This window comes from Thermospira aquatica, from assembly GCF_023525255.1.
GTDB classification, from domain to species: Bacteria; Spirochaetota; Brevinematia; order Brevinematales; family Thermospiraceae; genus Thermospira; species Thermospira aquatica.
In genome coordinates this window covers 1,482,561-1,505,893 of record NZ_CP073355.1, presented here as the reverse complement: position 1 = coordinate 1,505,893, position 23,333 = coordinate 1,482,561, and the positions used below count along the sequence as shown (strand labels likewise).

Below are 23,333 nucleotides of genomic sequence, written 5' to 3'. Positions count from 1 at the left end.
TTCATGGGCTCATAGACAAGATGACTCTCTCAACCCTGGAAGAATCACGATCTTTTTTGATAATGATAGTGGCTATGGCGTGTTATCCTTTGGAAAACAAAATACCATATATACACTATTTGAGAAATAGCAAGTACAGCCCCCTGAAAAAGCTTACGGATGCCCCTCTCAGGACTCGAGAGAGGCCAAACCAACAGTACAAAGGTATAGTACACCCCCCACGGCAGAAGAAGAAAGTAAGAAAACCAGGGAGCACAAAGGGCCAATACCCACAGAGCCATCAAAGCCCCTATAAGAACATACCACCAAAAAAGCCCCTCCCTCTGATGAGCACGGATCCTTGCCCGACCCTTTAACCAATCCAAAAGCTCATGAAAACTCTGAGGAAAGTAGCCAAACATAATTATATCCGGAGAATAGAGAATGTCCTTTTGTAGTTTCTCACAAGCAAGCGAGAGTTGATGTTCATACTTATCGCCGGAAAGTTGCGGAGCAAGTTGGTGCCACTGATCAAGGACTTCTCGTTTCACAAACATTCCCTCAAGTCCCAATTCACTCACCTTTTTCTGGACCCCATGCTTATAACGATACGCCAGAGGACCGTTAAGCAACGTACTTCTTACAACATGATAAAAAAACCTCCCCTGAGTCGTTTCATCGGGAGCCACCATTACCCATCCCCCTACCATACCCACATCCTCAAGAGAAAGAAGCCTGCCCGTATTGAGAAAGATCTTCTGATCTGGAGAAAAAGCCAGGGTACCAAACAGATACAGATCCCTCTCCGGGGACATAAACTCTGGATGGGCAAGTAGCCTCTCAGAAAACAAGACCTCTTTCGCCTCAATCCAGGAAAGTTTTGGATGAGAAACATCCGGCGCTTTCTCTCCCAGAAGCACCACATCATACTCGACATAAGGAAGGGAAAGATAACGCATCAAATTCTTATGTTCCTGTTCATTCATACCCCCTGAAAAAAGCACCACCCTATAGCGGTAGCGAACCGATGGTCCCAATTCCCGCTGATAATACCTCAGGATATAAAAACGGTACACTACCGCCATTGTATCAAAAAAGATATTCCAGATCGTACGGAGACGGATATTACCTATCCCCTGGCGATTAAAGTGGAGAAAAATAGGAGCCGGAATAACCCGAAAACCCTTACTGATCATCACGACCAGCAGTTCAATATCAAAGGCAAAACGTTTCACCAGGGTTCTTGGAAGGGCATACTCAAGCGCCTCACGCTTAAAAAGCTTGATCCCTGTCTGGGTATCCATAACAGGGAGACGAAAAAGCAATCGAATAATCCCATAATACCCAAGACTCAACACACGCCTCATGAAGGGATAATTTACTATCGACTCAGGATGAAGCTTACTCCCAATCACCACATCGGCCTGGCTCTCAAAAAGCCTATGGAAAAATTGAGGCAAATGCCATGGAGAAAGCTCCAGATCGGAATCCAAAAAGAGAACAAACTCCCCACGAGAAAACTCATACCCCGTTTTGAGTGCCCATCCCTTTCCGAAGTTGGTTTCGTTTCGTATGGGTACCACACGCATATCATGACGATACGCCTGGAGAAGTTTTTGGTAGCCATCATCGGTAGATCCATCATCCACCGCCACCACTTCTACAGCAAGCCCCATCTCCTCACAAGCATGCAGAACAGAGCGCACATTTTCAACAATCACCCTTCCTTCGTTATAGAAGGGCATAATAATAGAGAGAAGTCGCCCCTCAAGAAGATGGGCGATAGGAATCCTTTCCGTAGGGTGCATCAAACCTTGATTCTCTTTCTTCTCTGGGAGATAACCAACACCCCCGCCACTCCATAACCCAAAACAAGAAGAATGGCCACCGATATGAGAATCGCCTGATCCGTCGAGGTAAGCTGATATTCAGCAATCAAGGGATTTTTAGGCCGTAACGTAATCTTCCTCTCCCTTTGAAGGAGAAAATTCACTGCATTAAGAAGAAAATCCTTGTTTGCCCACTGAGCAATATAAGCATTATTCGCCATATCAGCATCCCCCAAAACTACCAGTCGAGACTCTACCGTATTGGTAATAGCCCCCTCAAGACCACGAAAAACCTGGAGCTTTCGTCGTACCACAGCGTAGCCGAGAGGAAGAGGCCCCTCCCAATCCTCTTTATCTTTCACTGTTTTTCGATTCTTGAGGGACTCAAGATTCCGTTCTGCATAGGAGGTTTTTGAACTGAGAAGGAGGGGAGTGATCTCAAGAGAAATATTGCCGATATTTGTTTCCTTTGTCGCCGTCAATGCTGTCGCTACTCCTACAACCACAGGAAGTTTTCTTTTCAACAGGGGATCTGTGATAGAATGGGGAATAAGCCTTGGGGAGAAAACGGTATTCCCAAGCTGGGGAATATAATTTTCCTCCTCAATCACAATATTAGGAAGAAAATAGACCCCGAATTCCTTGAGAAGATCCTGCATAAGGATGGTGGTATCATGTTCTACAAAAGCCAGAATATTCCCACCGTTATCGATATAGTCTTTGATAGTATCAAGTTCATCAACTGAAAAGGTATGTGTAGGATGTCCTATAATGAGAAGAGAAGCATTTTTTGGTATCTCAATGAACTTTGTGAGATCGAGGGACTTCCATTCGACCATATCCTGGTTCAGGGCGGTAAAAAAGTCTGCATACCCTTTATAACCCGTTTCGGAAGGAGAGAATTCCCCATGCCCTGCAAGAAGATACGCTTTACGCACATCACTGTCAAGAAGACTCTTGATAGCCGAGGTGAACGCCTCCTCTCCTCGATAATTCATCTTACCTGTTTGAGCATCCTGCTCCATGATATCACGAACATTCACCGCTACACGATTACCGCCATATTCAAAAAATGTGCTTATCTCTTCCTTAAGTTTATACTCTGAGGCCTGGACAGGATTCTTGATGGGATCCACAAACGTAAGCCGGATATACTTACTTTTGGCTTTATAGGTTTTAAGAAGATTTTCCTGGTATTCAATCACCGGTCCACTCGCCGCATCAGGACGAAAACACACGATTGAGAGCTCATTCGTCAAAGCCTTGAGGGTCGTAAGCGTTTCTGGAGAGAGTCGGTAAAGCCCCTGAGCTGTGAGATCCAGTCTCCCCTGATGCTGATTTACCAGAAGATAGAGAAACACCATCACCGCCACCACTACAAAAAATTCTATCATCTTTTGAATCCCTGTTTGGGTACGACTTTTTTTAAGCCAGCGGATCCACACATCCTTAAAGAGGATAAGAGCAGTAAAAGCAAGAAGTACCTCTGTAATCAAGAAAACTGTAAAAATCACGCTCTTTGTCCCCCAGAGAATCCAGCTGATCCAGTGTCCCACGATCAAAACAAGAAAAATACTTCCCACAACAAGTGAAAGTTTTTTCATAGAGCCACTCCTTATTTCCATACTCGGGAAGATAGGCGCCATTCAGTAAGATACAACCAGAGAAATGTCCCAAGCACAAAGTACAAGAGATCTACCCATCGAATCACTCCCTGAACAAACTGCTGGTAGTGTGTATAATACGAAAGTTCTCGAAAAATAGCAGACACTATCTCCTGAGAAACCATAGCCACTGAGGAAAAACTTACCAGCACCACAAAAAAACCAAATGAGAGGATCCCTGCGATGACAAGGTTCTGGGTGAGACTAGAGGCAAGAATACCCAAAGCTATAAAAAAACCTACAGAGAGAAGCATCCCCACATACCCGGAAAGCACCATACCCCATTCCACAGGAGCATAAAAACTCAGAGAAATAGGATAAATTAAAAGAAGTGTTACCGCAATACCCGCAAACACAAAACTCGCGAGAAACTTCCCCAGAACAATCTCCCAGCTTGATAATGGAGAGGTAAAGAGAAGCTCCATGGTCCCGTAGCGATACTCTTCCGCAACCGTTCTCAGGGTAAGAAAAGGTATAACAAAGAGAATGGTACTATTCATCACCGAAAAAAAGCCCGTAAAAGAACTAATACCAACAGGCGTAGCATAAGAAATAATAAAAAATATACCCCCTATCAAAAGATAGAGAGTCAAAACCCCATAACCAAGAATTGAAGAAAAGTAGATTTTAAGCTCTTTTTGAAAAACACTCCACATGGATCTCTCCTTATCTAACAAGTTTAAGAAACACGCTCTCGAGATCATCAGTAGCCAGGGAAAGCCCGATAAGCCCCAGCCCCCTCTGGATAATCCTCTCAGCGATCTCCTCCCGAGCATCACGTGTAGCTACAATAACAGCCCCATCCTCGTTTGGCTGAACACTCTCTACCCCCTCGATTCCCGGAAGAATATCCACAAGAGTTTCTGGACTCCTCTTCACTTCAACACGAATATGGAATCGCTCCTGAAGACCAGCCTTGAGTTTTTCGATAGACTCACTTGCCATGATCCGACCATTATGAATAATAATAACCTGTTCACAGATCTCTTCCGCTTCCGCAAGAATATGGGTAGAGAGCATGACTGTTCTCCCTTCTTCCTTGGCGAGTTGTTTAATGAGATTGCGAATCTCAATCACCTGAAGAGGATCAAGCCCAACGGTAGGTTCATCAAGAATCAACAAAGCAGGATGATTCACCACAGCACCTGCAATACCCACCCGCTGCTTAAGTCCCTTGGAGAGCTGTCCAATCAGTGTATAGCGCCGGTCCTGAAGATTCGTCTTTTCGATAGCTTCTTCAATAGCTGCGTCTTTTTTTGTTTTTTCCACTCCTTTGATATTTGCCACAAACTCGAGATACTCCAGAACTGTTAATTCAGGATAAAGTGGGGGATTTTCAGGGAGATACCCTATCTGGCGCTTGCAAGTTTCGGGATCTTCAAACACATCTACCCCATTGAGCAAAATAGTTCCACTCGTTGGAGGCATATAGCCCGTAATCATGCGCATGGTAGTTGTTTTCCCCGCACCGTTTGGTCCAAGAAAAGCCACAATACGCCCCTTTTCCACGGAAAAAGAGATATCTGAAACAGCCTCAAATTGGCCGTAACGTTTCGTGACCTGACGAACTTCCAGCATAGAGTCTCCTTTTTCTGGGATTGGTAGAGTAAACAAACAGATGTGATATTATATCATCTTTTTATGAATAATGCAAATAGTTTGCAAAAGAAAATTCACCGGAAACCATGCATTGCTTTTGCTTCATGGAAGCTTGAGATTGACCCTTATTTCTTGCGCCACTTCCAAAAGAACATATAACGACTCATAATTCTACGCCAGGAAAACGCGCGCGGCACGGGATCATTTCCCCCTGCGAAAAACCATCCCTGACACCGCAGAATACGTAAAAGAGCCAGCACGCTCCCTTTGAAAGCACCATGACGGCGAAGAGCCTCAAGAGCATACGAAGAACAGGAGGGATGATAGATACACGAAGACGGCAGATGAAGGGAAATATACTTCTTATAAAAACGCACCAGAGCCATCAAAATAAACCGCATGCCCATAAACCAGCCTTTTCACAGGCTTCACTCAGTTCATTCGTCATATCTAAAAGATTGTCGTAAGGTCGATAGATAACCACCATGATCCAGCCAGGATTAATAAAGTGCTGCTGAAACAAACGAAAAAATTCTCTCGCAAGACGTTTCTGACGATTTCGTACGACGGCATTCCCTGTTTTTCGAGAAACACTTATAGCCACCCGCAGATCTTCTGCCGGAAGAAAAAAAAGAGCACTCCGCGGTGCTTTCACCCGAGTGCCCTTGTGATAGACAAGCTGGATATTTCGTTCGCCTCGTAAGCGACAGGAGCGTGACCAATTAAAACTCATCAGAAACAGTAAGTCTTTTTCTACCTTTGGCTCGTCGTCGAGCTAAAATAGCGCGACCATCTTTGGTCTTCATACGAGCACGAAAACCATGCGTACGACGACGTTTAATATTACTCGGCTGATAGGTTCTCTTCATAGAACACCTCTTTCCTGGTTATAATAAAAAAACTGCCGAGACGTGGAATCGAACCACGGACACAAGGATTTTCAGTCCTCCGCTCTACCTACTGAGCTATCTCGGCAGATGTGTATCACATCATTTGAGATTATTATTTTAAGGCAAAATTTTCTGTTTGTCAAGAGAAAAAAAGAGATTTTTTTAGATATAAGACAAAATTTCTCATCCCCAATGCTGTCTTCCAGAAGGTTTTCCTCATCTTCCCCAAAAAACGAAACATGACAAGGGAAAGATTTTAGCGCATTCCATTCAACACCGTTCCAAACCATGCTTTCTCATGCTCAAAAGAAACAAGACCCCAAAGGATTTTTTCACAAAAATACAAAAAACACCCCTTAAAACACGTTTACAAAAAAAGGTGCCGCTCCAGAGAACGGCACCTCAGAGAGAATCTCAGTCTTCATGAATCTTGATAGGAATCCTATTTCGTAATGCTGCGTACACCGTGGGGATCACCACAAGGGTAATCACCGTAGAAAGTGCCAATCCTCCAAGAATAGACACAGCAAGAGGAATATAAAGTTCAGAACCTTCGCCTATACCAAGGGCAAGAGGAATAAGTCCCAGGATTGTGGTAAGGGTCGTCATCATAATAGGCCGTATACGTCGAACACCACTTTCAAGCGCAGCCTCATCGGGTTTTTTGCCTGATTTTATCTGATTATTCATATGATCGATGAGAATAATCCCATTATTCACCACAATTCCCACCAGGATCACAAATCCGAGAAAAGAGATGGTATTGAGCGTTTTCCCCATGATAAACAATAAGAGTAATGACCCTACAAATCCAAACGGCACCGTAAACAAAATCACGAAAGGAGCCCATAGCGACTCAAACTGAGAAGCCATCACCGCATACACTAAGAATATAGCAAGAAGAAGGGCCAGCGTCAGCTGTCGAAAAGATTCCTGCATATCCTTAAATGACCCTCCATAGGAAATCGAAAATCCACGGGGGACAAAAACCTCTTTTTTGATACGACTTTGAAGCGTGGAGATCACTTGATTGAGGCTTTTACCATAGTAATCCATGGATATAGTCACCGTTCGGCGGTTATTTTTTCTATTAATGGCTTTGGGACCCGTTGTTTTGTACTGATCAAGCAAAGAGGCAAGAGGCACAAGACGACCTACAGGAGAAGGTACCTGAAGACTATAAATATCATCCACCGACGATCGAGATTGTTCTTCAAGCTGTACAATAACATCCATATCTCCGCCTTCTGCTGCTAAACGCGTGGCTGTCTTCCCACCAAAGGCTGTCTTGATCATCTGTGCGAGCGTAAACGAATTAAAACCAAGTTTGGAAGCAGCTACACGGTTAATACGTAGAACAATTTCAGGCAGAGAGTCACTTCTATTTGCTGAAACATTTCGAATTTCTGGAACTTCTTCCGCCAGTTTGATGATACGGTCAACAAGCTTCTCACTCTGTTCAAGATCATCCCCCTGCACCTCAACAGTGAGTGCTGCACCGCCCCCCATCATAAATCCCCCACTATTTTGAACAGTAATCTTTGCAGGAAAGGGTTTGAGCGCTATTCGAGACTCTTCAATAATTTTATTAATCCCTTTTGATCGCTTTTTGGGAGAAATAAGCGAGATACGAAAGTTTACGGTGTATTCGTTTTCTCCGCCAAAAGCCATAACCCCTCCTGCACCAATCTGTACCTGCATGGCTTTGAGATTCTTGCCAAGGGCTTCAAGAAGCACTTTTTCCATCTCCTTGGTAATAGTATCCACATACTCCCGTCTCGTTCCTACAGGAAACTGGGCACGAATAGAAAACTGACCCTGGTCTGTTTGTGGCATACCCTCTTTACCAATGAAGATAAGAATCACAAGTCCTAAGGTTATAAACGTTCCAAAAATACCAAACAGTGCCTTTCTCTTGTGCGCAAGAGCCCAGGCAAGTCTTCTCTCATACCAGCCTACCAGCGCATTCCACAAACGATTAAAGGCATCCTCAAGTTTGCGGAGATAGCAGTTTTCTTCGATATGGACCATCTGGCTTCCAAGCATGGGAACCACCGTAATAGCCACTACCAATGAAACAAGTAAGGAAATACTCACTGTAAGAGCAAGATCGCGAAAGATTTGAGCGGTAAAACCTTCGACAAACACAATAGGAAGAAAAACCGCTACTGTCGTCAAGGTAGAAGCAATAATAGGCAACATTACCTCCTCCGTAGCAAGCACGGCTGCCTTGAATCGCCCATATCCCTTCTGCCGGTAGTAAAAGATGTTTTCAAGAACGACAATCGAACTATCCACCATCATTCCTACACCAAGTGCCAATCCACCAAGAGAGACGATATTGAGTGAAACCCCAAAGAAGTACATTGTGATAAACGTGGCAATAATCGAAGTTGGAATAGAAATAGCAATAATCAATACCGTCCTGAAATTCCAGAGAAACATCAAGAGAATAACAACAGCAAGTAATCCTCCTTGAAGGGCAGCATTGCGAACATTGGCGATCGAATTATTCACCGCCTCGGCTGTGTCAAGAATGGTATCGATTTTTATCGTCTCCGGTAAAGAAAGAGAGAGTTCTTTTAAGGTTTTATGAATATCCTTTGAAACCTGAACAGTATTTCTATCCGCTTGTTTATATATGGTAAGACTCACCGCCGGTTTGCCGTTCACACGAGCAATACCCTGGTCGGTACTGTTAGCATATCTCACTCTCGCGATCTCTTTGAGACGTATGGGAATACCATTTTTGACTGTCACAACCACATTTTCAATATCCTCGAGTGTTTTGAACTCACCCTGCATGCGCAGAAGATACTTGTAAACCCCCTCGTAGGTATATCCACCTGCTTGGTTCTGGTTTTCAAGGGCAAGCACGTTGGCAAGATTATCAATACTCAGACCATAAGCCTCAAGTCGGTTTCTGTATACCTCCACACTTACAATCTTTTTGATTCCACCATTCAGGGACACATTGGCTACTCCGGGAGTTTGTTCAATCTTGGGTTTGATCTGGTTTTCAGCAAGGTTGTAGAGATACTCCTGATCCTCGGAACCGGTAATACTAATAATCATCGTTGGTATCAAGGATGTAGAAAACTTAAATACCGAGGGACTTGAGGCATCACTTGGGAGAAGCCTCTTGGCAAAATCCAGCTTTTCACGCACATCACTTGCACGAGCATCAAGATCTGTTCCCCATTTAAAGGAAATTGTCACCACAGAACGACCCTCGGAGGAGGTTGACTCAATCGAATCAATATCATTGACGGCTGATACTGCGCTTTCAATCACGCGAGTAATAGATTTTTCCACCTCTTGAGGAGATGCCTGGGAATACGTTGTCACTACCGAGAGTGCAGGAAACTCAAGATTGGGAGTAAGATCTACAGGTAGTTTGGTAAGAGAAACAATTCCCAGAATAACCAGGGCTGCCAGCCCCATAAGCATGGTCACCGGTCTTTCAACCGCTATTTTTGGAAGGGACATAGACTCCTCCTAATTCTCTTCCTCGACGGGATAGATGGGTGTTCCATCTTTGAGAAATTCTTTCCCATAAATAATTACCTCTTCACCAGGGTTTAACCCCTGCTGAATAGCCACTTTGTCTTTGTATCCAAAAGCCACCGAAACAGGGCGAATTTTTGCCACATTATCCTGGTTAACATAAACTGCCTGCTTGCCGTTTTCCAGTTCTACAAGAGCACTTGAGGGAATCACAATGCTTTTACTCGACTCACGCACAAGGATCGAAACATCAGCAAACATCCCGGAGAGAAGTTTGCCACGAGGATCCTGGATCTGAGCACGAACTGTAAGAGTACGGCTGGTGGGATCAACAGCCAAATCTTTTCTATAAATTGTGGCTGTAAAACGTTCATCGGGATACGCTGCCACCTTAAGATAGACTGTTTGTCCAATCTCTACATCACGAACAAATCGTTCGGGCAGCGAGATAATCACATCCATCTCTGTTAAAGATCCAATAGAGGCAACAGGTACTGTTCCAGGACTAATCATCTGCCCCAAAACGACAGACACGGATGTCACATATCCACTAATCGGCGCCTTGACAGGAGCAAGGGCATAATCCGCACCTACCTGGGCTCTATCAATGTACGCTATCACTGATCCTTTGGAAACATAACTCCCTTCTTTTACAAGGATCTGAGCAATTTTCCCGGAAACATCGGCATAAACCTTGACCTCATTCCTCCCTGCAATCTGGCCATTGAGATCAATAAACTGCTGGAAAGATTGTACCTTGGCTTTTTGAATCAGTACAGTGATGGCTTCTTCCTCTCTTGCTTTTTTGCCACGAGAAAAACAACCACTCAAAAGCCCCGCCATCAAGAGTATCGTACTCATCACCACAAATATTTGGAAGAAAAAACTTCTCTTCTGGTTCATAATATCCTCCTTATTACAATTCATAAAGTAACTGTTTGAGTTTTACCACGGTATTCACATAATCATAAATACTCTGAAGATAGTTAACCTGTGCCTGGCTATACGAGGCTTCTGCATCGGTGACATCGAGAGAGGAAACCACGCCCTGGCGATAACGGTCATTGGCCATCTCAAGCCCCCTTTGAGCCTGACGCATATTGAGACTCTGTGCTTCTATAGTCTGCTTTTGATCCGCAAGCTGGGCAAGGAGACTTTTCACCTGAAGACTCAGCTGATCCTCCAGGGTTTTTATCGCGAGGTCTGTTTTCTCCTGAGAGAGTCTGGTTTCTTTAAGAAGCGCTGAATTCTTAGAGAAGGGGAGCCACTCATCAAGAGGGACACTTACCGATACCCCTATCGTCCATGAGGGAATCCATTTTCTCTCCGTTTCACCGCTTTTTTCCAGCCTGTAATCGTACTTGAGAGTGAAAAAGCTATTGATGGTCGGAAGTCTGTCTGCCTGCTGAAGACGATACGTATACTCCTGGATCTCTCTACTTACACGAATCTGCACAAGGTTAATATTGTTGCTCATCACATATTCCAGAATCTCTGCTTCGTTTGTCCGAGAGAGGATGAGATTCGTAGCATCCATAATCTGTCCTGACGGTTCCAGGTTGGTCCCTACCAGCTGGAAAAACTGCTGAAGAACTGTCTGATAGGTGGTTTCCAGCTTTTGAAGAGAAGGGAGGGTATTCTTGTACTGAACCTCCATTTTAAGAACATCATAATCGGAAACAAGACCAGCTCTGTAATTCGCCTGCATAAATTCATAGCGTTTTCGAAGCGCATCGCTTAACTGCCTGGAGAGGCGAATGTTTTCCTTGAGCACAAGAATATTGTAGTATGACTGGATCACACTGGTTTTGATCGACTGTTGCTGATCCTGAAACTTTTGACGAGCCAGCTTGAGGTTAAGTTCGCGAATCTTGAGAGCATTTGCCAGTCTGAAGCCAAGGAAGAGTGGTTTAGCTACCTGAAACTGGATCCCGTAGTTATCCGCAAACACCGTCTGATTCGTGGTAAAACCACTGGGAACCATCGTTGGTACAGGAACATAACCCCCAGCGCCGCCGATAACGGGAAGATTCAGGTTTGTCATGGTGTACTCAGGCACACTCATTTTTCCCCTCTCTACCGTATCAGGATCAAGGTAGGTAAAACTAGCACCCGCAGATACATCCGGGAGCCAGAAATCCGCCCAGGCCTGCTGGTACTGAGCTTCCGCTATGTCTGCATCAAGTCGATACTGTCGCAGGGTAGGATTGTTTTGAAGGGCGGTGGTCAGTATCACCTCAAGATCTGGGGAAAGCGACATGCCCCACGTGACCATCAATCCAAAAACCCCTATTAAAAAGCGTTTCATGATCTATCCTCCTTTGATACTTTTCCTTTGTAATTGAGTCCACTAAAAATAAAATCAAGTAAAGCTTTTTCGTTATCATAATCCTCCTCAACAACACCAGGCTCCTTACGAAAATAATTATTGATCAAAACAAACATCATCCGCGAAAGTTCTTGTGGTGCTATATCGTTACGAAGAGCCCCCGCCTTCTGAAGACGTTCAATAAGACTGACCAGAAGCTGGATTCCCTGTTGTCTCTGTTGCTGAAAATGTTCTAGGAGGTTTTTTACCTCGGGATTATCCCCACAATCATGCTGAAACTCTCTCCCAAACTCCATGGGATTAAGTAAGGCAAAGAAAGGCTTGAGCTTCCGATTGAGTTCTATAAGGGTGTGCAAATAATGAACAAAAGCCTCCGCTGGATCAGAAATCTGGGGAATAGGAAGAAAATAAGCAATCATCTCCTGATAGGTGTAAAGAACAACGGCGATAAAAAGATATGCTTTGCTTTTGAAATGACGGTAGACGGTGCCTTTGCCTATCCCTACTTCCTGAGCAATCTGATCCACATTGGTGCCAGCATACCCATAGGTAAGAAAACTCTTTCTTGCCACTTCTATAATCTGCTTTTCTCTCTCTGTTAAACGATTTTCTAAAAGTGCGTTAAGCATACTTATACTCCTTTGTTTTTGGACGGACCAGTCCGTCCAATAATAGTATACCCTAAAATTCTTATTTCGTCAAATAATTTTGCTATTCCAGACAAAGAAATTTTTGTATTCAGCAGGATAAAGATCACGTATTCTCTCAATATCCACTAGAGAGAATGATTTCAAAGGCAGTATCGTCCACTTACCATAAAAAAGGCGTCAAAATTTTCAGCAAAGAGAAGAAAAGATGGGAAAGATTCTCTATACCTCGTGTGCTCTTCCCTTGTTGCAGTGTAAAAACTGTCCTCTTGCTATTACCTTGTCGCGGTGTCCCTCCCATTTGGGCTATTCCCTTGTTGCAGTACGAAAAACGTCAGCTATTACCATTTTGCAGTGAATGTGTGGGGCCTGAAGGCTATTTCCCTGTTGCAGTGAAGGCGTAAAACTCACAAGCTATTACCTTGTTGCAGGGGGAAAAGAAATCTTTCGCTCTTCCCTTGTCAAAGTGTGCCTCCCATGGGGACTATTACCGTGTCGCAGTCAGAAGAGGGAGAAAGATATTACCTTGTCGCAAGGGAAAGGTTCTTGCTATTACCTTGTTGCAGGAAAAAACTCTTGCTGTTACCTTGTCACAGTGGGAAAAATTCCAGCTATTACTTTTTCACAGTGATAAACATCGCGATAATACTGCAAAAAGGTAATAGCATATGTCGAAAACTCCAGGTTAAACGTTTAACCTTTATATCCCCTCTCACACTCTCACGTGCTTTGAGATTTGCTCTTACTATGTTGCAGTCTGCTTCCCGATATACACAACTGAAAACCAGCACCTCTAACAACTCTCTTCCTATTTGATTTTTCTCCCCTCTTCCATTACACTAATACATACCCTTGTTAATCCTCTCATCATAAGGAGTTTCCCTTGAAAAAACTTACCCCCTACTGTGTTTTTCGTGCCCATCCATGGCACGGTATTGCTATTGGAGATGACGCTCCAAAAACTATCCCGGCCTACATAGAGCTTGTTCCGTCTGATACCGTGAAATACGAACTTGACAAGGAAACAGGCATACTCAAGGTGGATAGACCCCAGCTCTATTCCAGCGTCCCGCCGATGTTGTATGGTTTCATTCCTCAAACCCTTTGCGCCGAAAAAATCGCAGAGTTCTGCCAGGAAAAAACCAACCGATCAGGTATCGTGGGGGATATGGATCCCCTGGATATTTGTGTGCTTTCTGAAAAGACTCTCTTTCATGGAGACATCCTCCTTCATGCCAGACCAATCGGAGGTATCCGAATGATCGACCACGGGGAAGCCGATGACAAGATCGTTGCCGTTCTCCTCAAAGATGCCGTGTACGATAGCTACCAGGATATTTACGATCTTCCACCTCTTCTTCTTGATCGCATTGTTCACTATTTTCTGACCTACAAAAATGCCCCCGACAATACGGACAACCAGTGCGAAGTTACCCATGTTTACGGGCAAAATGAAGCCCATGAGGTCATTCGCCGTTCTCATGAAGACTATCTCACTCACTACCAGAAATCCATCGAAGCATCAAAAGCATGGAGGCAAGAGTGATAAAAGGCTGGCTTTCTCTTTCCCTTGAAGAACTCAGACACCACATGACTACATTGGGGCAACCTCCTCATCGAGCCAACCAGATATGGAGTTGGGTCTGGACAAAGTTTATCACCGACATACAAAAGATGACCGATCTGCCACAGAAGTGGCGGGACGAACTTTCCGGCGAGCTGGTGCTTTTGCCACTTACTCTTATCGATAGTATCCAGGAGAACGAAAGTGTGAAGCTTCTTTTTGAAACACTGGATGGCCATCACATTGAAACCGTGATTCTTAAACAGGATGAGGCTACAGAAGAAACCGAAGATCCTCGGAAACGTCTCACCCTCTGTATTTCGAGTCAAGCAGGATGCCCCCTGGGATGTGTTTTTTGCGCGACAGGAAAGCTTGGTTTCTCTCGTAACCTTGAGGTGGACGAGATCCTAGCCCAGGTTATTCTTGCTGAACGCTTTATCCAGGAACATCCCGGATTATTCGGCCTTACTCTTACCACTCCGAGAAAGATCTCTAACATAGTCTACATGGGCATGGGTGAACCCTTTCTCAATTGGGATGCAGTCAAAAAATCCATCTCTATTCTCACTCATCCCAAAGGATACAACCTCGGCTATCGTCACATCACGATTTCTACCGCCGGAATTATCGAGGGCATTCGTCATTTTACGGAGTGGAATCAACCTGTACGACTTGCCGTGTCTCTCCATTCTCCTTTTCGAATGGGAAGAGAACGTCTCATACCTATCTCTCGTTCAAACTCTCTGGATGAGCTTATAGAGGTTTTACGGGAGTACCAGGATGCCACAGGGAGACGAATCACCTTTGAATATATTTTGATCGCGGGAGTCAACGATCGCCTAGAGGATGTAGAGGGACTTAGAAAGCTTCTTCTCCCCTTCAAGTATGTACTGAATATCATCCCTTACAACCCTGTTCCGGGCATAGAGCTTGAAACCCCCTCCAGAGGAAGAGTCCAGACATTTTTTCGTTTTCTCCGTGAAGCAGGGATTCATGCCACTCTCCGCAAAAGCCGTGGCAAAACCATAGCCGCTGGCTGTGGACAACTCGGTCTTTTGTGGGAAAACAGAGAGGTGTCCCTCTAACATGCCCACACGGGTAGAGTTTTCTGCACATGAAAAGGGACGACTTGACAAGGTAGTTGCCGACTATCTCCAGAAAGAAGGCTACTCCCTGACCAGAAGCAGTCTCAAATCTCAAAACATCCCCATCGTGGTCAACGGCAAACCCCAAAAACTCAGCTATGTGGTAAGTCCTGGTGAATGCATTACTGTTGATATTCCGGATCCTGAACCATCCGAACTCATCCCGGAGCCAGTAGATTTTGAAATTCTCTATCAGGATGAACACATTGCAGTGATCAACAAACCCGCCGGTATCGTCGTTCATCCAGCCAAAGGACATACAACAGGAACACTCGTTCATGGTCTTCTGTATGCTTTGCAGGGAAATCTCTCCTCCGTGGGAGGAGAACAACGTCCAGGCATCGTTCATCGTTTAGACAAGGACACTGCGGGACTCATGATTGTGGCTCTCACAGACCAGGCTCATCATAAACTCACTGAAGACTTCAAAAACCATCGCATTCAAAAGATCTACCATACCATTGTAAAAGGACATCCCGCCCCTCAGGGGGTTGTAGATGCACCCATCGGAAGAGGCCCTCACGACCGTAAAAAGATGTCTATTGTGCCCAATGGGAAACCTGCTCGCTCGGCATACCGCGTACTTGAGTATCTACAAGACCATGCCTATGTCGAGGTAGAGATCTTTACCGGTCGGACCCACCAGATCCGTGTCCATATGACCTCTCTTGGCCATCCCATCGCGGGAGATCCCCTCTACTCCCGGCATTCTCAACGGTATCCCCTGAAAGGTATCGCCCTCTGTGCAAAATTTCTTGCTTTCTCACATCCTGCAACAGGAAAACTTATGGAGTTTTCAGTACCACTCCCAAAAGATATGGAAGATCTTCTTCAAAAACTCAAAAAAACACCCTAACCCCGGAGATGTTTTTTCTTTTTCCCCTTACAAAAGATTGGAAGCCACCTCGGCAAGAAGGGAACGTTCCCCTTTCTCGAGGGTAACATGGGCATAGAGAGAAACCCCCTTCATCCTATCAATAAGGAAAGAAAGCCCATTACTCCTCGAATCAAGATAGGGAGTATCTATCTGGTAAGGATCTCCGGTAAAGACGATCTTGGTTCCCTCACCGGCACGGGTGATGATCGTTTTCACCTCATGAGGAGTAAGATTTTGGGCCTCATCTACAATAAAGTAAATCCTGGGAAGACTTCTCCCCCGAATATAGGCTAGAGGAGTAATCTTAAGCCTTTCATCATCAAGCATCGCCTCAAGCTCGACGGCTTCTTTACTCTCCTCATCAAACTGATGCTGAATAACAGCAAGATTATCATACAGCGGTTGCATGTAGGGATCAAGTTTCTCCTCCACGGAACCAGGAAGATACCCCATATCTCGATTGGAGAGGGGGATAATAGGCCGTGCAAGAAGGACTTGTCTGTATGCTCCCGCACATGCGAGGGCTCCGGCCAGAGCCATGAGGGTTTTGCCTGTCCCTGCCTTGCCTGCAAGCGTCACAAGCTGAATATTGGGATCCGTCAGGGCATGAAGGGCAAAAGCCTGTTCTGCGTTTCTCGGAGATATGCCATAGCATGCATGCTTTTCAATAAGTTTCCATCCTGGTAAAAACGGAGAATACGTGGCAAGAATACTTTTTTGATGATTTCTAAAAACAAAAAACTCGTTCGGAAGTGGAGGCGGATCTAGTACGAAAAAATCAGGGGGAAGATTTTTCTCTTTTTGAAGGGTGTAGAGGAGTGTCTCATCCACATTTTCAATAGTTCTTTTCCCGGTATACAGCTCTTCGATGTTTTTCACCTTGCCTGTCTCATAGTCCTCAGCAAGGATCCCCATAGCCCTTGCCTTCATACGAAGATTGATATCCTTGGAAACAATAATAACAGGAGAAGAGAGCTCTCGAGCCATAAAATAAGCACACGCCAAAATCCGATGATCCGGTTTATCCTCCCAGAAAACCTCTCTCAAAGATTCAGGAGGATAGACACGGGTTTCGATCCGGAGTGTCCCCCCACCAGGAAGTTTTGCAGGTTTCCCGAGAGATACGTCTTTGAAAATCGTGTCCAGCTCCCGGCTAAACTGGCGTGCATTGAAATGAATAATCTCATTTCCCTTTTTGAAGTTATCTACCTCTTCAAGGAGAGTAATAGGAATCACAACATCATGCTCCTGAAAAGAGAAGATCGCCATAGGATCGTAAAGAACAACGTTGGTATCAAGGATAAAGGTTTTTTTCTTTTTTGCCATGCTTTATGGTAGAGAAGCCAGCAGAAAAATGCAACATTTCCATAAAAAACTCCATTGTTTTCCCTACTTTGTTGCTCCTTATCACAACAGGCCAAAAATGAGAAAATCCTTTTCTCCTACTTTCCAGAACTCCATTCATCAGAAAGTTCTCCATCTCCATATAAAAGTTTTTCAATTTTTCGAAAAACCAGATATTTTTTAAAAAAAGAGAGATTTTTTGTATTTCTAACAAAACACATCCTGAAATCACAAACATCCCGTTGCGTCAAATAAAAAAGTACTCGAAATTCGAATCATTGCCTCATAAAAAAAAGTACTCAAAAATTCCATACAGTTTCCTCCAAATTTTTGTTTTTTACATTCTTTTTCTTTTGAAGGCTGAAAAGTTTTCTCTGGCAAGCCGTAATTTTTTGTCTTAGGTGAAACAAATCGAGAGCCTTATAAAGCCTTGTTAGGCGTTCCTTTTGTGCCTCACTTACATAAGAGCTTTCTAAAAGCCGCTGGTAGGGAGTTTTAATATCATCATGCTTCTTTTGCACCTTGCTTCCGATTCTCTTTTTCTCTGTCATTTTCATAACCGGTTGAAAAAAGTTGGTATACAGTCGAAGATAGGCATAGAGTTGGTTCAAGTAGTAGACTTCTTCCTCGGTATCGTAGCGGAAGTATCCAACATTCTGGCGGACTATGGAATAGTTTTTCTGCTCAACGTAGCAGTTATCATTGGAACGGGAGCTTCTCCCCCTTGTAAATTTTATCTGGTTCTTCTCACACCAATCACGCAGAGGATGATTAATATTCAGCACCGTATCAGAATCAATTCCCCGTAAATCAAAAGGAAGTCTTTGGACTTTTTCTATGGCTTCTCTTACCCATTTTGAAGCTTTGTTTTGATTGCCACAAGTTCTGTCCAACCGCTCCAAACATCCACCATATTTAATGTTTGAGCAAAATCTCCCGGCTATTTCCTCCCTCATGGGCAACCAGATCAATCTCCATAAAACCAGGGCAATTTTCATCCCACTCTGCCCACGTGCGTATAGCTATTTGTTGCTTTAATAGCGCTTCCAGGCTTTGTACCTTTTCGTCCTTTTATCTCAAGCTTTTACGCTCATGTTTCAAAAGTCGGTCAATACTTGAGGCACTTATATGGCGCAAGTGTTCTATAGCCTGTGGAGAACCGTGGAGATGTCCGTTTGCTAAGAGATTATCTAAAACTTCATTTAAAATTGGCTTTAAACGTTTGCCACACATGTAGTTTTCAATTTCCCAGACCTTTTTTAGAAGTTTTAGTTCCTCTTCGCCGAATTTTTTCTTTCTGCCAGGTCTTTTGCCCTTCTTGGCTATGTCGGCTTTAAGGTAATTTTTCTTGCCTTTTTTTCCGTGTTGCTCTCAAGAGCCTGGCGGCATAGTTTCGATTTTTAGGCCTGTTATCCTCACAAAATAATCCAGTATCTCCATTTTTTCCTTTTTGCTGGCTTTTTGATACTCTTTCGCCGTTTCCCTGTAAATAGGTCTCCTTTCAAACATCGCTAACTCCACCTTGTACCTCCAGTTCTTTGAACTGGATTATTTTACACAAATTTAAAGTACTTTTTTATTTTGAAGCAACGTTCCCTTTTCGAGGCAGTGTATACTTAATTGTGTCTGGTAGGAAAAAGATAACCTCCTGTGATAATATAAATAAAACTATCACAGGAGGCCAGATATGATTGAGACGAAGAATATTTTAGAGCTATTCAAACCAATTGTCAAGGAAGTATTAGAGAGTATGTTAAAAGAGGAAAGAGAGATTTACCTGGAAAACAATCCACCCACAAAAGGCAATGGCTTTTACGAAAGGGATTTAAAGACAGCTTTTGGCGAGCTTACAGCCATACGTGTTCCAAGAACAAGGGATAATGGATTTAAAAGTGCCCTTCTTCCCTATCGCAAACGCATCACAGAAGACTTAGATGCATTAATCAGGGCTATGTTGATATCAGGAATGTCAACAAGGAAGATAGCAGAAGTTTTAAAAGAGCTTTATGAAATAAAGATTTCTTATGCTAACATCTCAAGGATAAGCCAGGTAGGCATAGAAGAGATTCAGAAGTGGCGTAGTCGCCCTCTCAGAAGAATATGCCGTGGTATTTCTGGATGCTATGGTGTTTCCTATCAAGAGATAGGGTAGAAAATGAATCAATATATGTAGCTATAGGCATTACACCTGAGGGAAGACGGGAGATTTTAGGATACTACCTGCCAGGAGGCATGGAAAGTGCTTATAACTGGCGGGAAATTTTGCTGAGATATAAGAGAAAGAGGTGTCAAACAGATTCATTTTATTGTCTCTGATGGCTTAAGTGGTATGAAAACGTCATCAGAGATATATCCCACGCAAAGTATCAGCCCTGTGTAGTCCATGTCATGAGAAACATACTGGCTAAAGTGAGAGTTCAACACAGAAATATCATTGCCACTGAAATAAAAGAGGTATTTCATGCCAAAGACAAACAGGAGGCAGAACAATTGTTTATGAAATTTATACAAAAATGGAAAAATATCTATCCCAACTTAATGAATAACCTCTTGACAATAAGAGAGAATATATTCACTTACATGGAATTACCTGAAGGAATACGAAGCATGGTGTATACAAACAATGCCCTGGAAAGACTCTTTAAAGAACTTAAAAGGAGATTAAAAACAATGGAAATGTGTCAAAGCGAGGCTTCAGCTGAGAAATATCTTTACCTGTTATTAAGATACCAAAATGAGAAGTTCTTAAAAAGAAAGTTAAAAAATTGGGAGTATTACTTTCAACTCTATCGTGAGCAACACTCATACACCAAAGAAAATATTCACAGCGAGGTTATCCTATGACTAGACACAATTTTCTTGACACAATGCTTTTCGAGTACTTTTATTATGAAGCAATTCGAACATTTGACTTTTTCCTTTCCTCTCCATAAGATGAATATATAAAAAAGGAGCTGGTATGCGCACGCTTGTAGTATTGTACTCATACGATGGTAATACAGCCTTCATAGGCAAAGCTATTGCCGATGCTGTTGGTGCAGATCTGGAAATTCTCACCATAGTACAAGAAAAGCACCACAAAGGATTTATGAAATACGTGTGGAATGGGAGAGCGGCTCTCATGAAAGAAGAACCAGAGCTTGCCCCCCTGAAACACAATGTGGCTGAGTACGACCTGATTTTTCTTGGAACACCTGTATGGGCAGGAACATGGGCACCGGCTTTTAATACTTTTTTTAACACAACTAACCTCACAGGGAAAAAAGTAGCGTGTTTTTATTGCCATGCAGGGGGAGCAGGCTCGATTGAAAAACGATTCCGGAAACAACTCATAGGATCGTCTCTTCTCGGGATGAAGGGTTTTATTGAACCCCTGTGGCATCGAAACAAAAACGAACAAGAAGAAATAGCCCGCCAATGGGCTCGAACGATGGTCGAAATTGCCCAACATGATCAAAGAGAGTAATAAGGAGGGGAAAATGAGATTGTCAGAAATTGCCAATCGTCTAAAGCTCTCCTATGAGGGAGAGGATATTGAGATAAATGGTGTCTCAGGACTGGATCATCCTGTTGCCGGAACCATTGGATTCATTGAAAACAAGCGGATGGTCGCCGATGCAGAAAACTCAGTAATCGACGCCTTCATTGTTCCAGAAGGGGTAACGCTTCGCAAACCTTTTCTTGTCGCAAAAGAACCAAAATACACCTTCTCTCTCGTTGTGGAATGGTTCTCCCCCTACAAGCCATACGAAACAGGGATCTCCCCTCAGGCGTATGTCCATCCCACAGCAAAGCTGGGGAAAAATGTCACAATCCTGCCTTTTGCCTGTATCATGGAAGATGTGGAAATCGGTGAAAACACTATCATCTATCCCCATGTTTTTATTGGCAAGGGTTCTCGCATCGGCAACAACTGTGTCATCAAAAGTGGTGTAAAGATCGATGATCTCACCACTCTTGGTGACAGGGTCATCATCCACCACAACACGGTCATTGGTGGCGATGGCTTTGGATACGTGGTTCATGATGGAAAAAATGTCAAGATCCCCCAGATCGGAAGGATCCGTATCGGAAATGACGTAGAGATTGGGGCATGTGTTACTGTAGACAGAGCTGCCCTTGGAGAAACCGTTATTGAAGATGATGTCAAGATTGATAACCTTGTTCAGATAGCCCACAATGTCCATATCGGCGCCCACTCCATCATCGTGGCTCAAGTAGGAATTGCGGGAAGCTCATCTCTTGGTGAGGGGTGTATCCTGGCTGGTCAGGTAGGAGTAGCTGATCATGTTAAGATCCATGATCGGGTAGTGGTGATGGCCCAAAGCGGCGTTGAAGATAAAGAAGTCCCCTCGGGCAAGATTCTTTTCGGTACGCCTGCCAGAGACTTTATGGAACAGAAGCGTATCCTTGCCGCTCAACTTCGTCTCCCTGAACTGGTAAAACGGGTTGGAGAAATCGAAAAGCGTTTAGGTATCGAACGGGAATGAGCTGGAATCCTCACCGATATAGTGAAATTCAGCGGGTACTCGAGGAAAACGGTTTATGGCTTGTTAGGTCTCGAGGACAAAACTATCTCATCGATAAAAGTATCGCTTCCCGTATTGTCAACATGGTGCCTCATGATATTCCAATCTTTGAGGTAGGGTGTGGTCTGGGATCTCTTACTGTTCTTCTTCCACCACGAAAGGTGTATGCTCTGGAGATAGACCATGGTATCTTTCGTCTTGTCCAATCGCTCATCCAGGACCCGGGGATCCATTTTCTCGAAGGGGATTTTCTTACTTTTGATGTCCAGGGCCTGGGAGAGAAAAGGCTTTTTTTCCTCTCCAATCTACCCTACAGTATCTCCGGGGAAGCTCTCCGACGTTTCATTGACATCCCCTGCTTTGAAGAAGGAATTGTCATGGTACAAAAAGAGTTTTATGAGCGGATGATTGCCACAGAGAGAGAAAAAAACTATGGGGTGTTTACGATTCTCATCCAGAGCTTTCTTGAGGTGAAACAGATCTTTACGGTGCCAAAGGGTTGTTTTTTCCCCATCCCCTCGGTAGATTCTGTTGTTATCCACATTTCCAAAAAAAATCCTGTGATGGATACCTCCCCACAACACTACGAAAAACTCCAGCAAGCATTTCGATCCTTCTTGCTGGAGGCATTTGGTTCGAAGAGAAAAACCATCCTCAACAATCTCAAACGCACAAGAGAGGAAAAAAATCTTCTGGAGGCTTTTCATACGCTCGAAATTGCTCAAACCAGCCGTCCCGAAGAAATTCCGACAGAGAAGTGGCAGAAACTGTTCCTTATGGTAGGAGAGAAGCCATGGATATAGCCATTCTTCTTCTCCCCGAAGAACAAAAACGCCCCCATCTCTCCCATTATGCGAGAAACTGGGCTGAAATGCTTCTCAAGGCAAAGACACAAGAAAATGTTGTATGGGCAGTAGATACATACGGAAAACCTTTCCTTGCCTCTCATCCTCATATTCACTTTAACCTTGCTCATAGTGGCAGGATAGTTTTGTTCGGTATCGCCGAGGAAGATATCGGCGTTGATGTGGAGTTTTGCCGTCCGAGAGAGTATAGTGCACTCGCTAAACGTTATTTTCACCCCATTGAACAGGCCTGGGCATCCATAAACTGGGCGGAGAGATTTTACGAAATCTGGACCGCCAAAGAATCTTACCTCAAAGCTATAGGCATCGGTATCCGAAAAAAACTCTCCTCTTTTTCCGTGATCGATGAAAACGGAAAACTCCTCTCGCCCGAGGGGTCATGGTATTTTTTCCCGCTTGAGATGGGAAGAATTGTTCCTTCCTACAAGGGATGTGTATGCACACTCCGCCCAGAGCAACCTTCTTCCATACAGATCTGGGAAATAAAAGAAAATCACTTCTTTCTCTCTCAAAAGATTGACAAAACAGAAGATTTCTCTGTATTGTAATAGCAAAGGAAAAACG

The 23,333-nt window shown here is 43.9% G+C and carries 20 protein-coding genes, 1 tRNA gene and 2 pseudogenes; 9 read left to right on the top strand and 14 right to left on the bottom strand.

The features are described from left to right. Positions 1–44: 44 nt before the first annotated feature. From KDW03_RS07155 to KDW03_RS07100, 12 genes are all read right to left on the bottom strand, one after another. Entirely contained in the window at positions 45–1,787 is a 1,743-nt protein-coding gene (locus KDW03_RS07155) for a glycosyltransferase family 2 protein (protein ID WP_271434406.1), read from the bottom strand. After that, positions 1,787–3,412 (bottom strand): GldG family protein, encoded by a 1,626-nt coding sequence (locus KDW03_RS07150; RefSeq protein WP_271434405.1) that lies wholly within the window; start codon positions 3,410–3,412, stop codon positions 1,787–1,789. The genes KDW03_RS07155 and KDW03_RS07150 overlap by 1 nt, the downstream gene beginning before the upstream one ends. A gap of 11 nt (positions 3,413–3,423) precedes the next feature. After that, positions 3,424–4,128: an ABC transporter permease gene (locus KDW03_RS07145; protein WP_271434404.1), complete on the bottom strand. Its 705-nt coding sequence runs from the start codon at positions 4,126–4,128 to the stop codon at positions 3,424–3,426. Positions 4,129–4,138: 10 nt separating this feature from the next. Beyond that, entirely contained in the window at positions 4,139–5,050 is a 912-nt protein-coding gene (locus KDW03_RS07140; protein ID WP_271434403.1) for an ABC transporter ATP-binding protein, read from the bottom strand. 146 nt (positions 5,051–5,196) lie between these two features. After that, on the bottom strand, positions 5,197–5,478 hold the full coding sequence (gene yidD / locus KDW03_RS07135; protein ID WP_271434402.1) for a membrane protein insertion efficiency factor YidD: 282 nt from the start codon (positions 5,476–5,478) through the stop codon (positions 5,197–5,199). Further along, positions 5,457–5,804: a ribonuclease P protein component gene (gene rnpA / locus KDW03_RS07130; protein ID WP_271434401.1), complete on the bottom strand. Its 348-nt coding sequence runs from the start codon at positions 5,802–5,804 to the stop codon at positions 5,457–5,459. Before rnpA ends, yidD begins: the two co-directional genes overlap by 22 nt. After that, positions 5,794–5,940 carry a 50S ribosomal protein L34 gene (gene rpmH, locus KDW03_RS07125; protein WP_271434400.1) on the bottom strand — a complete coding sequence of 49 codons (147 nt, stop codon included), beginning with the start codon at positions 5,938–5,940 and terminating at the stop codon, positions 5,794–5,796. The genes rnpA and rpmH overlap by 11 nt, the downstream gene beginning before the upstream one ends. Positions 5,941–5,973: 33 nt before the next feature. Next, a tRNA-Phe gene (locus KDW03_RS07120) sits at positions 5,974–6,046 on the bottom strand. Positions 6,047–6,375: 329 nt separating this feature from the next. Continuing rightward, positions 6,376–9,450, bottom strand: a complete 3,075-nt coding sequence (locus KDW03_RS07115; RefSeq protein WP_271434399.1) for an efflux RND transporter permease subunit — start codon at positions 9,448–9,450, stop codon at positions 6,376–6,378. A 9-nt stretch (positions 9,451–9,459) separates the two neighbouring features. Then, a complete protein-coding gene (locus KDW03_RS07110) occupies positions 9,460–10,371 on the bottom strand; it encodes an efflux RND transporter periplasmic adaptor subunit (RefSeq protein WP_271434398.1) in 912 nt (303 codons plus the stop codon). Positions 10,372–10,384: 13 nt separating this feature from the next. Further along, a complete protein-coding gene (locus KDW03_RS07105; RefSeq protein WP_271434397.1) occupies positions 10,385–11,776 on the bottom strand; it encodes a TolC family protein in 1,392 nt (463 codons plus the stop codon). Then, positions 11,773–12,426, bottom strand: coding sequence for a TetR/AcrR family transcriptional regulator (locus tag KDW03_RS07100; RefSeq protein WP_271434396.1), 654 nt, complete (start codon positions 12,424–12,426; stop codon positions 11,773–11,775). Before KDW03_RS07100 ends, KDW03_RS07105 begins: the two co-directional genes overlap by 4 nt. A 901-nt stretch (positions 12,427–13,327) precedes the next feature. Between KDW03_RS07100 and KDW03_RS07095 the strand changes: the two genes are divergently transcribed. Genes KDW03_RS07095 through KDW03_RS07085 form a run of 3 tightly spaced genes read left to right on the top strand, consistent with a single transcriptional unit; the run spans position 13,328 to position 16,009 of the window. Further along, positions 13,328–13,990, top strand: coding sequence for an inorganic pyrophosphatase (locus KDW03_RS07095; protein ID WP_271434395.1), 663 nt, complete (start codon positions 13,328–13,330; stop codon positions 13,988–13,990). After that, positions 13,987–15,093 carry a 23S rRNA (adenine(2503)-C(2))-methyltransferase RlmN gene (gene rlmN, locus KDW03_RS07090; RefSeq protein WP_271434394.1) on the top strand — a complete coding sequence of 369 codons (1,107 nt, stop codon included), beginning with the start codon at positions 13,987–13,989 and terminating at the stop codon, positions 15,091–15,093. Before KDW03_RS07095 ends, rlmN begins: the two co-directional genes overlap by 4 nt. A gap of 1 nt (position 15,094) precedes the next feature. Next, on the top strand, positions 15,095–16,009 hold the full coding sequence (locus KDW03_RS07085; protein WP_271434393.1) for an RluA family pseudouridine synthase: 915 nt from the start codon (positions 15,095–15,097) through the stop codon (positions 16,007–16,009). Between the two features lie 27 nt (positions 16,010–16,036). On the opposite strand, the gene KDW03_RS07080 is transcribed toward KDW03_RS07085, so the two are convergent. Further along, positions 16,037–17,356 (bottom strand): PhoH family protein, encoded by a 1,320-nt coding sequence (locus KDW03_RS07080; RefSeq protein WP_271434392.1) that lies wholly within the window; start codon positions 17,354–17,356, stop codon positions 16,037–16,039. Positions 17,357–17,673: 317 nt separating this feature from the next. Next, positions 17,674–18,883: pseudogene (locus KDW03_RS12380) on the bottom strand (ISNCY family transposase). A gap of 178 nt (positions 18,884–19,061) precedes the next feature. On the opposite strand from KDW03_RS12380, the gene KDW03_RS07060 reads away from it, so the two are divergent. From KDW03_RS07060 to KDW03_RS07030, 6 genes and pseudogenes are all read left to right on the top strand, one after another. After that, the gene (locus tag KDW03_RS07060) at positions 19,062–19,526 is read left to right on the top strand and encodes a transposase (RefSeq protein ID WP_271434388.1); all 465 of its coding nucleotides are present in this window, start codon (positions 19,062–19,064) and stop codon (positions 19,524–19,526) included. Next, positions 19,475–20,218, top strand: a pseudogene (locus tag KDW03_RS07050) (IS256 family transposase). Before KDW03_RS07060 ends, KDW03_RS07050 begins: the two are co-directional and overlap by 52 nt. A 115-nt stretch (positions 20,219–20,333) precedes the next feature. Then, the gene (locus KDW03_RS07045; protein WP_271434386.1) at positions 20,334–20,840 is read left to right on the top strand and encodes a flavodoxin family protein; all 507 of its coding nucleotides are present in this window, start codon (positions 20,334–20,336) and stop codon (positions 20,838–20,840) included. A gap of 13 nt (positions 20,841–20,853) precedes the next feature. Further along, positions 20,854–21,864, top strand: a complete 1,011-nt coding sequence (gene lpxD, locus KDW03_RS07040; RefSeq protein ID WP_271434385.1) for a UDP-3-O-(3-hydroxymyristoyl)glucosamine N-acyltransferase — start codon at positions 20,854–20,856, stop codon at positions 21,862–21,864. After that, on the top strand, positions 21,861–22,706 hold the full coding sequence (gene rsmA / locus KDW03_RS07035; RefSeq protein ID WP_271434384.1) for a 16S rRNA (adenine(1518)-N(6)/adenine(1519)-N(6))-dimethyltransferase RsmA: 846 nt from the start codon (positions 21,861–21,863) through the stop codon (positions 22,704–22,706). Before lpxD ends, rsmA begins: the two co-directional genes overlap by 4 nt. Next, positions 22,697–23,317, top strand: a complete 621-nt coding sequence (locus KDW03_RS07030; protein WP_271434383.1) for a 4'-phosphopantetheinyl transferase family protein — start codon at positions 22,697–22,699, stop codon at positions 23,315–23,317. Before rsmA ends, KDW03_RS07030 begins: the two co-directional genes overlap by 10 nt. Positions 23,318–23,333 lie beyond the last annotated feature (16 nt).

Bases quoted from the DNA above. Each gene is read 5' to 3' on its own strand.
- KDW03_RS07155 (WP_271434406.1), bottom strand. From the start codon at position 1,787: ATGCACCCTACGGAAAGGATTCCTATCGCCCATCTTCTTGAGGGGCGA.
- KDW03_RS07150 (WP_271434405.1), bottom strand. From the start codon at position 3,412: ATGAAAAAACTTTCACTTGTTGTGGGAAGTATTTTTCTTGTTTTGATC.
- KDW03_RS07145 (WP_271434404.1), bottom strand. From the start codon at position 4,128: ATGTGGAGTGTTTTTCAAAAAGAGCTTAAAATCTACTTTTCTTCAATT.
- KDW03_RS07140 (WP_271434403.1), bottom strand. From the start codon at position 5,050: ATGCTGGAAGTTCGTCAGGTCACGAAACGTTACGGCCAATTTGAGGCT.
- yidD (WP_271434402.1), bottom strand. From the start codon at position 5,478: ATGGGCATGCGGTTTATTTTGATGGCTCTGGTGCGTTTTTATAAGAAG.
- rnpA (WP_271434401.1), bottom strand. From the start codon at position 5,804: ATGAGTTTTAATTGGTCACGCTCCTGTCGCTTACGAGGCGAACGAAAT.
- rpmH (WP_271434400.1), bottom strand. From the start codon at position 5,940: ATGAAGAGAACCTATCAGCCGAGTAATATTAAACGTCGTCGTACGCAT.
- KDW03_RS07115 (WP_271434399.1), bottom strand. From the start codon at position 9,450: ATGTCCCTTCCAAAAATAGCGGTTGAAAGACCGGTGACCATGCTTATG.
- KDW03_RS07110 (WP_271434398.1), bottom strand. From the start codon at position 10,371: ATGAACCAGAAGAGAAGTTTTTTCTTCCAAATATTTGTGGTGATGAGT.
- KDW03_RS07105 (WP_271434397.1), bottom strand. From the start codon at position 11,776: ATGAAACGCTTTTTAATAGGGGTTTTTGGATTGATGGTCACGTGGGGC.
- KDW03_RS07100 (WP_271434396.1), bottom strand. From the start codon at position 12,426: ATGCTTAACGCACTTTTAGAAAATCGTTTAACAGAGAGAGAAAAGCAG.
- KDW03_RS07085 (WP_271434393.1), top strand. From the start codon at position 15,095: ATGCCCACACGGGTAGAGTTTTCTGCACATGAAAAGGGACGACTTGAC.
- KDW03_RS07080 (WP_271434392.1), bottom strand. From the start codon at position 17,356: ATGGCAAAAAAGAAAAAAACCTTTATCCTTGATACCAACGTTGTTCTT.
- KDW03_RS07060 (WP_271434388.1), top strand. From the start codon at position 19,062: ATGATTGAGACGAAGAATATTTTAGAGCTATTCAAACCAATTGTCAAG.
- KDW03_RS07045 (WP_271434386.1), top strand. From the start codon at position 20,334: ATGCGCACGCTTGTAGTATTGTACTCATACGATGGTAATACAGCCTTC.
- lpxD (WP_271434385.1), top strand. From the start codon at position 20,854: ATGAGATTGTCAGAAATTGCCAATCGTCTAAAGCTCTCCTATGAGGGA.
- rsmA (WP_271434384.1), top strand. From the start codon at position 21,861: ATGAGCTGGAATCCTCACCGATATAGTGAAATTCAGCGGGTACTCGAG.
- KDW03_RS07030 (WP_271434383.1), top strand. From the start codon at position 22,697: ATGGATATAGCCATTCTTCTTCTCCCCGAAGAACAAAAACGCCCCCAT.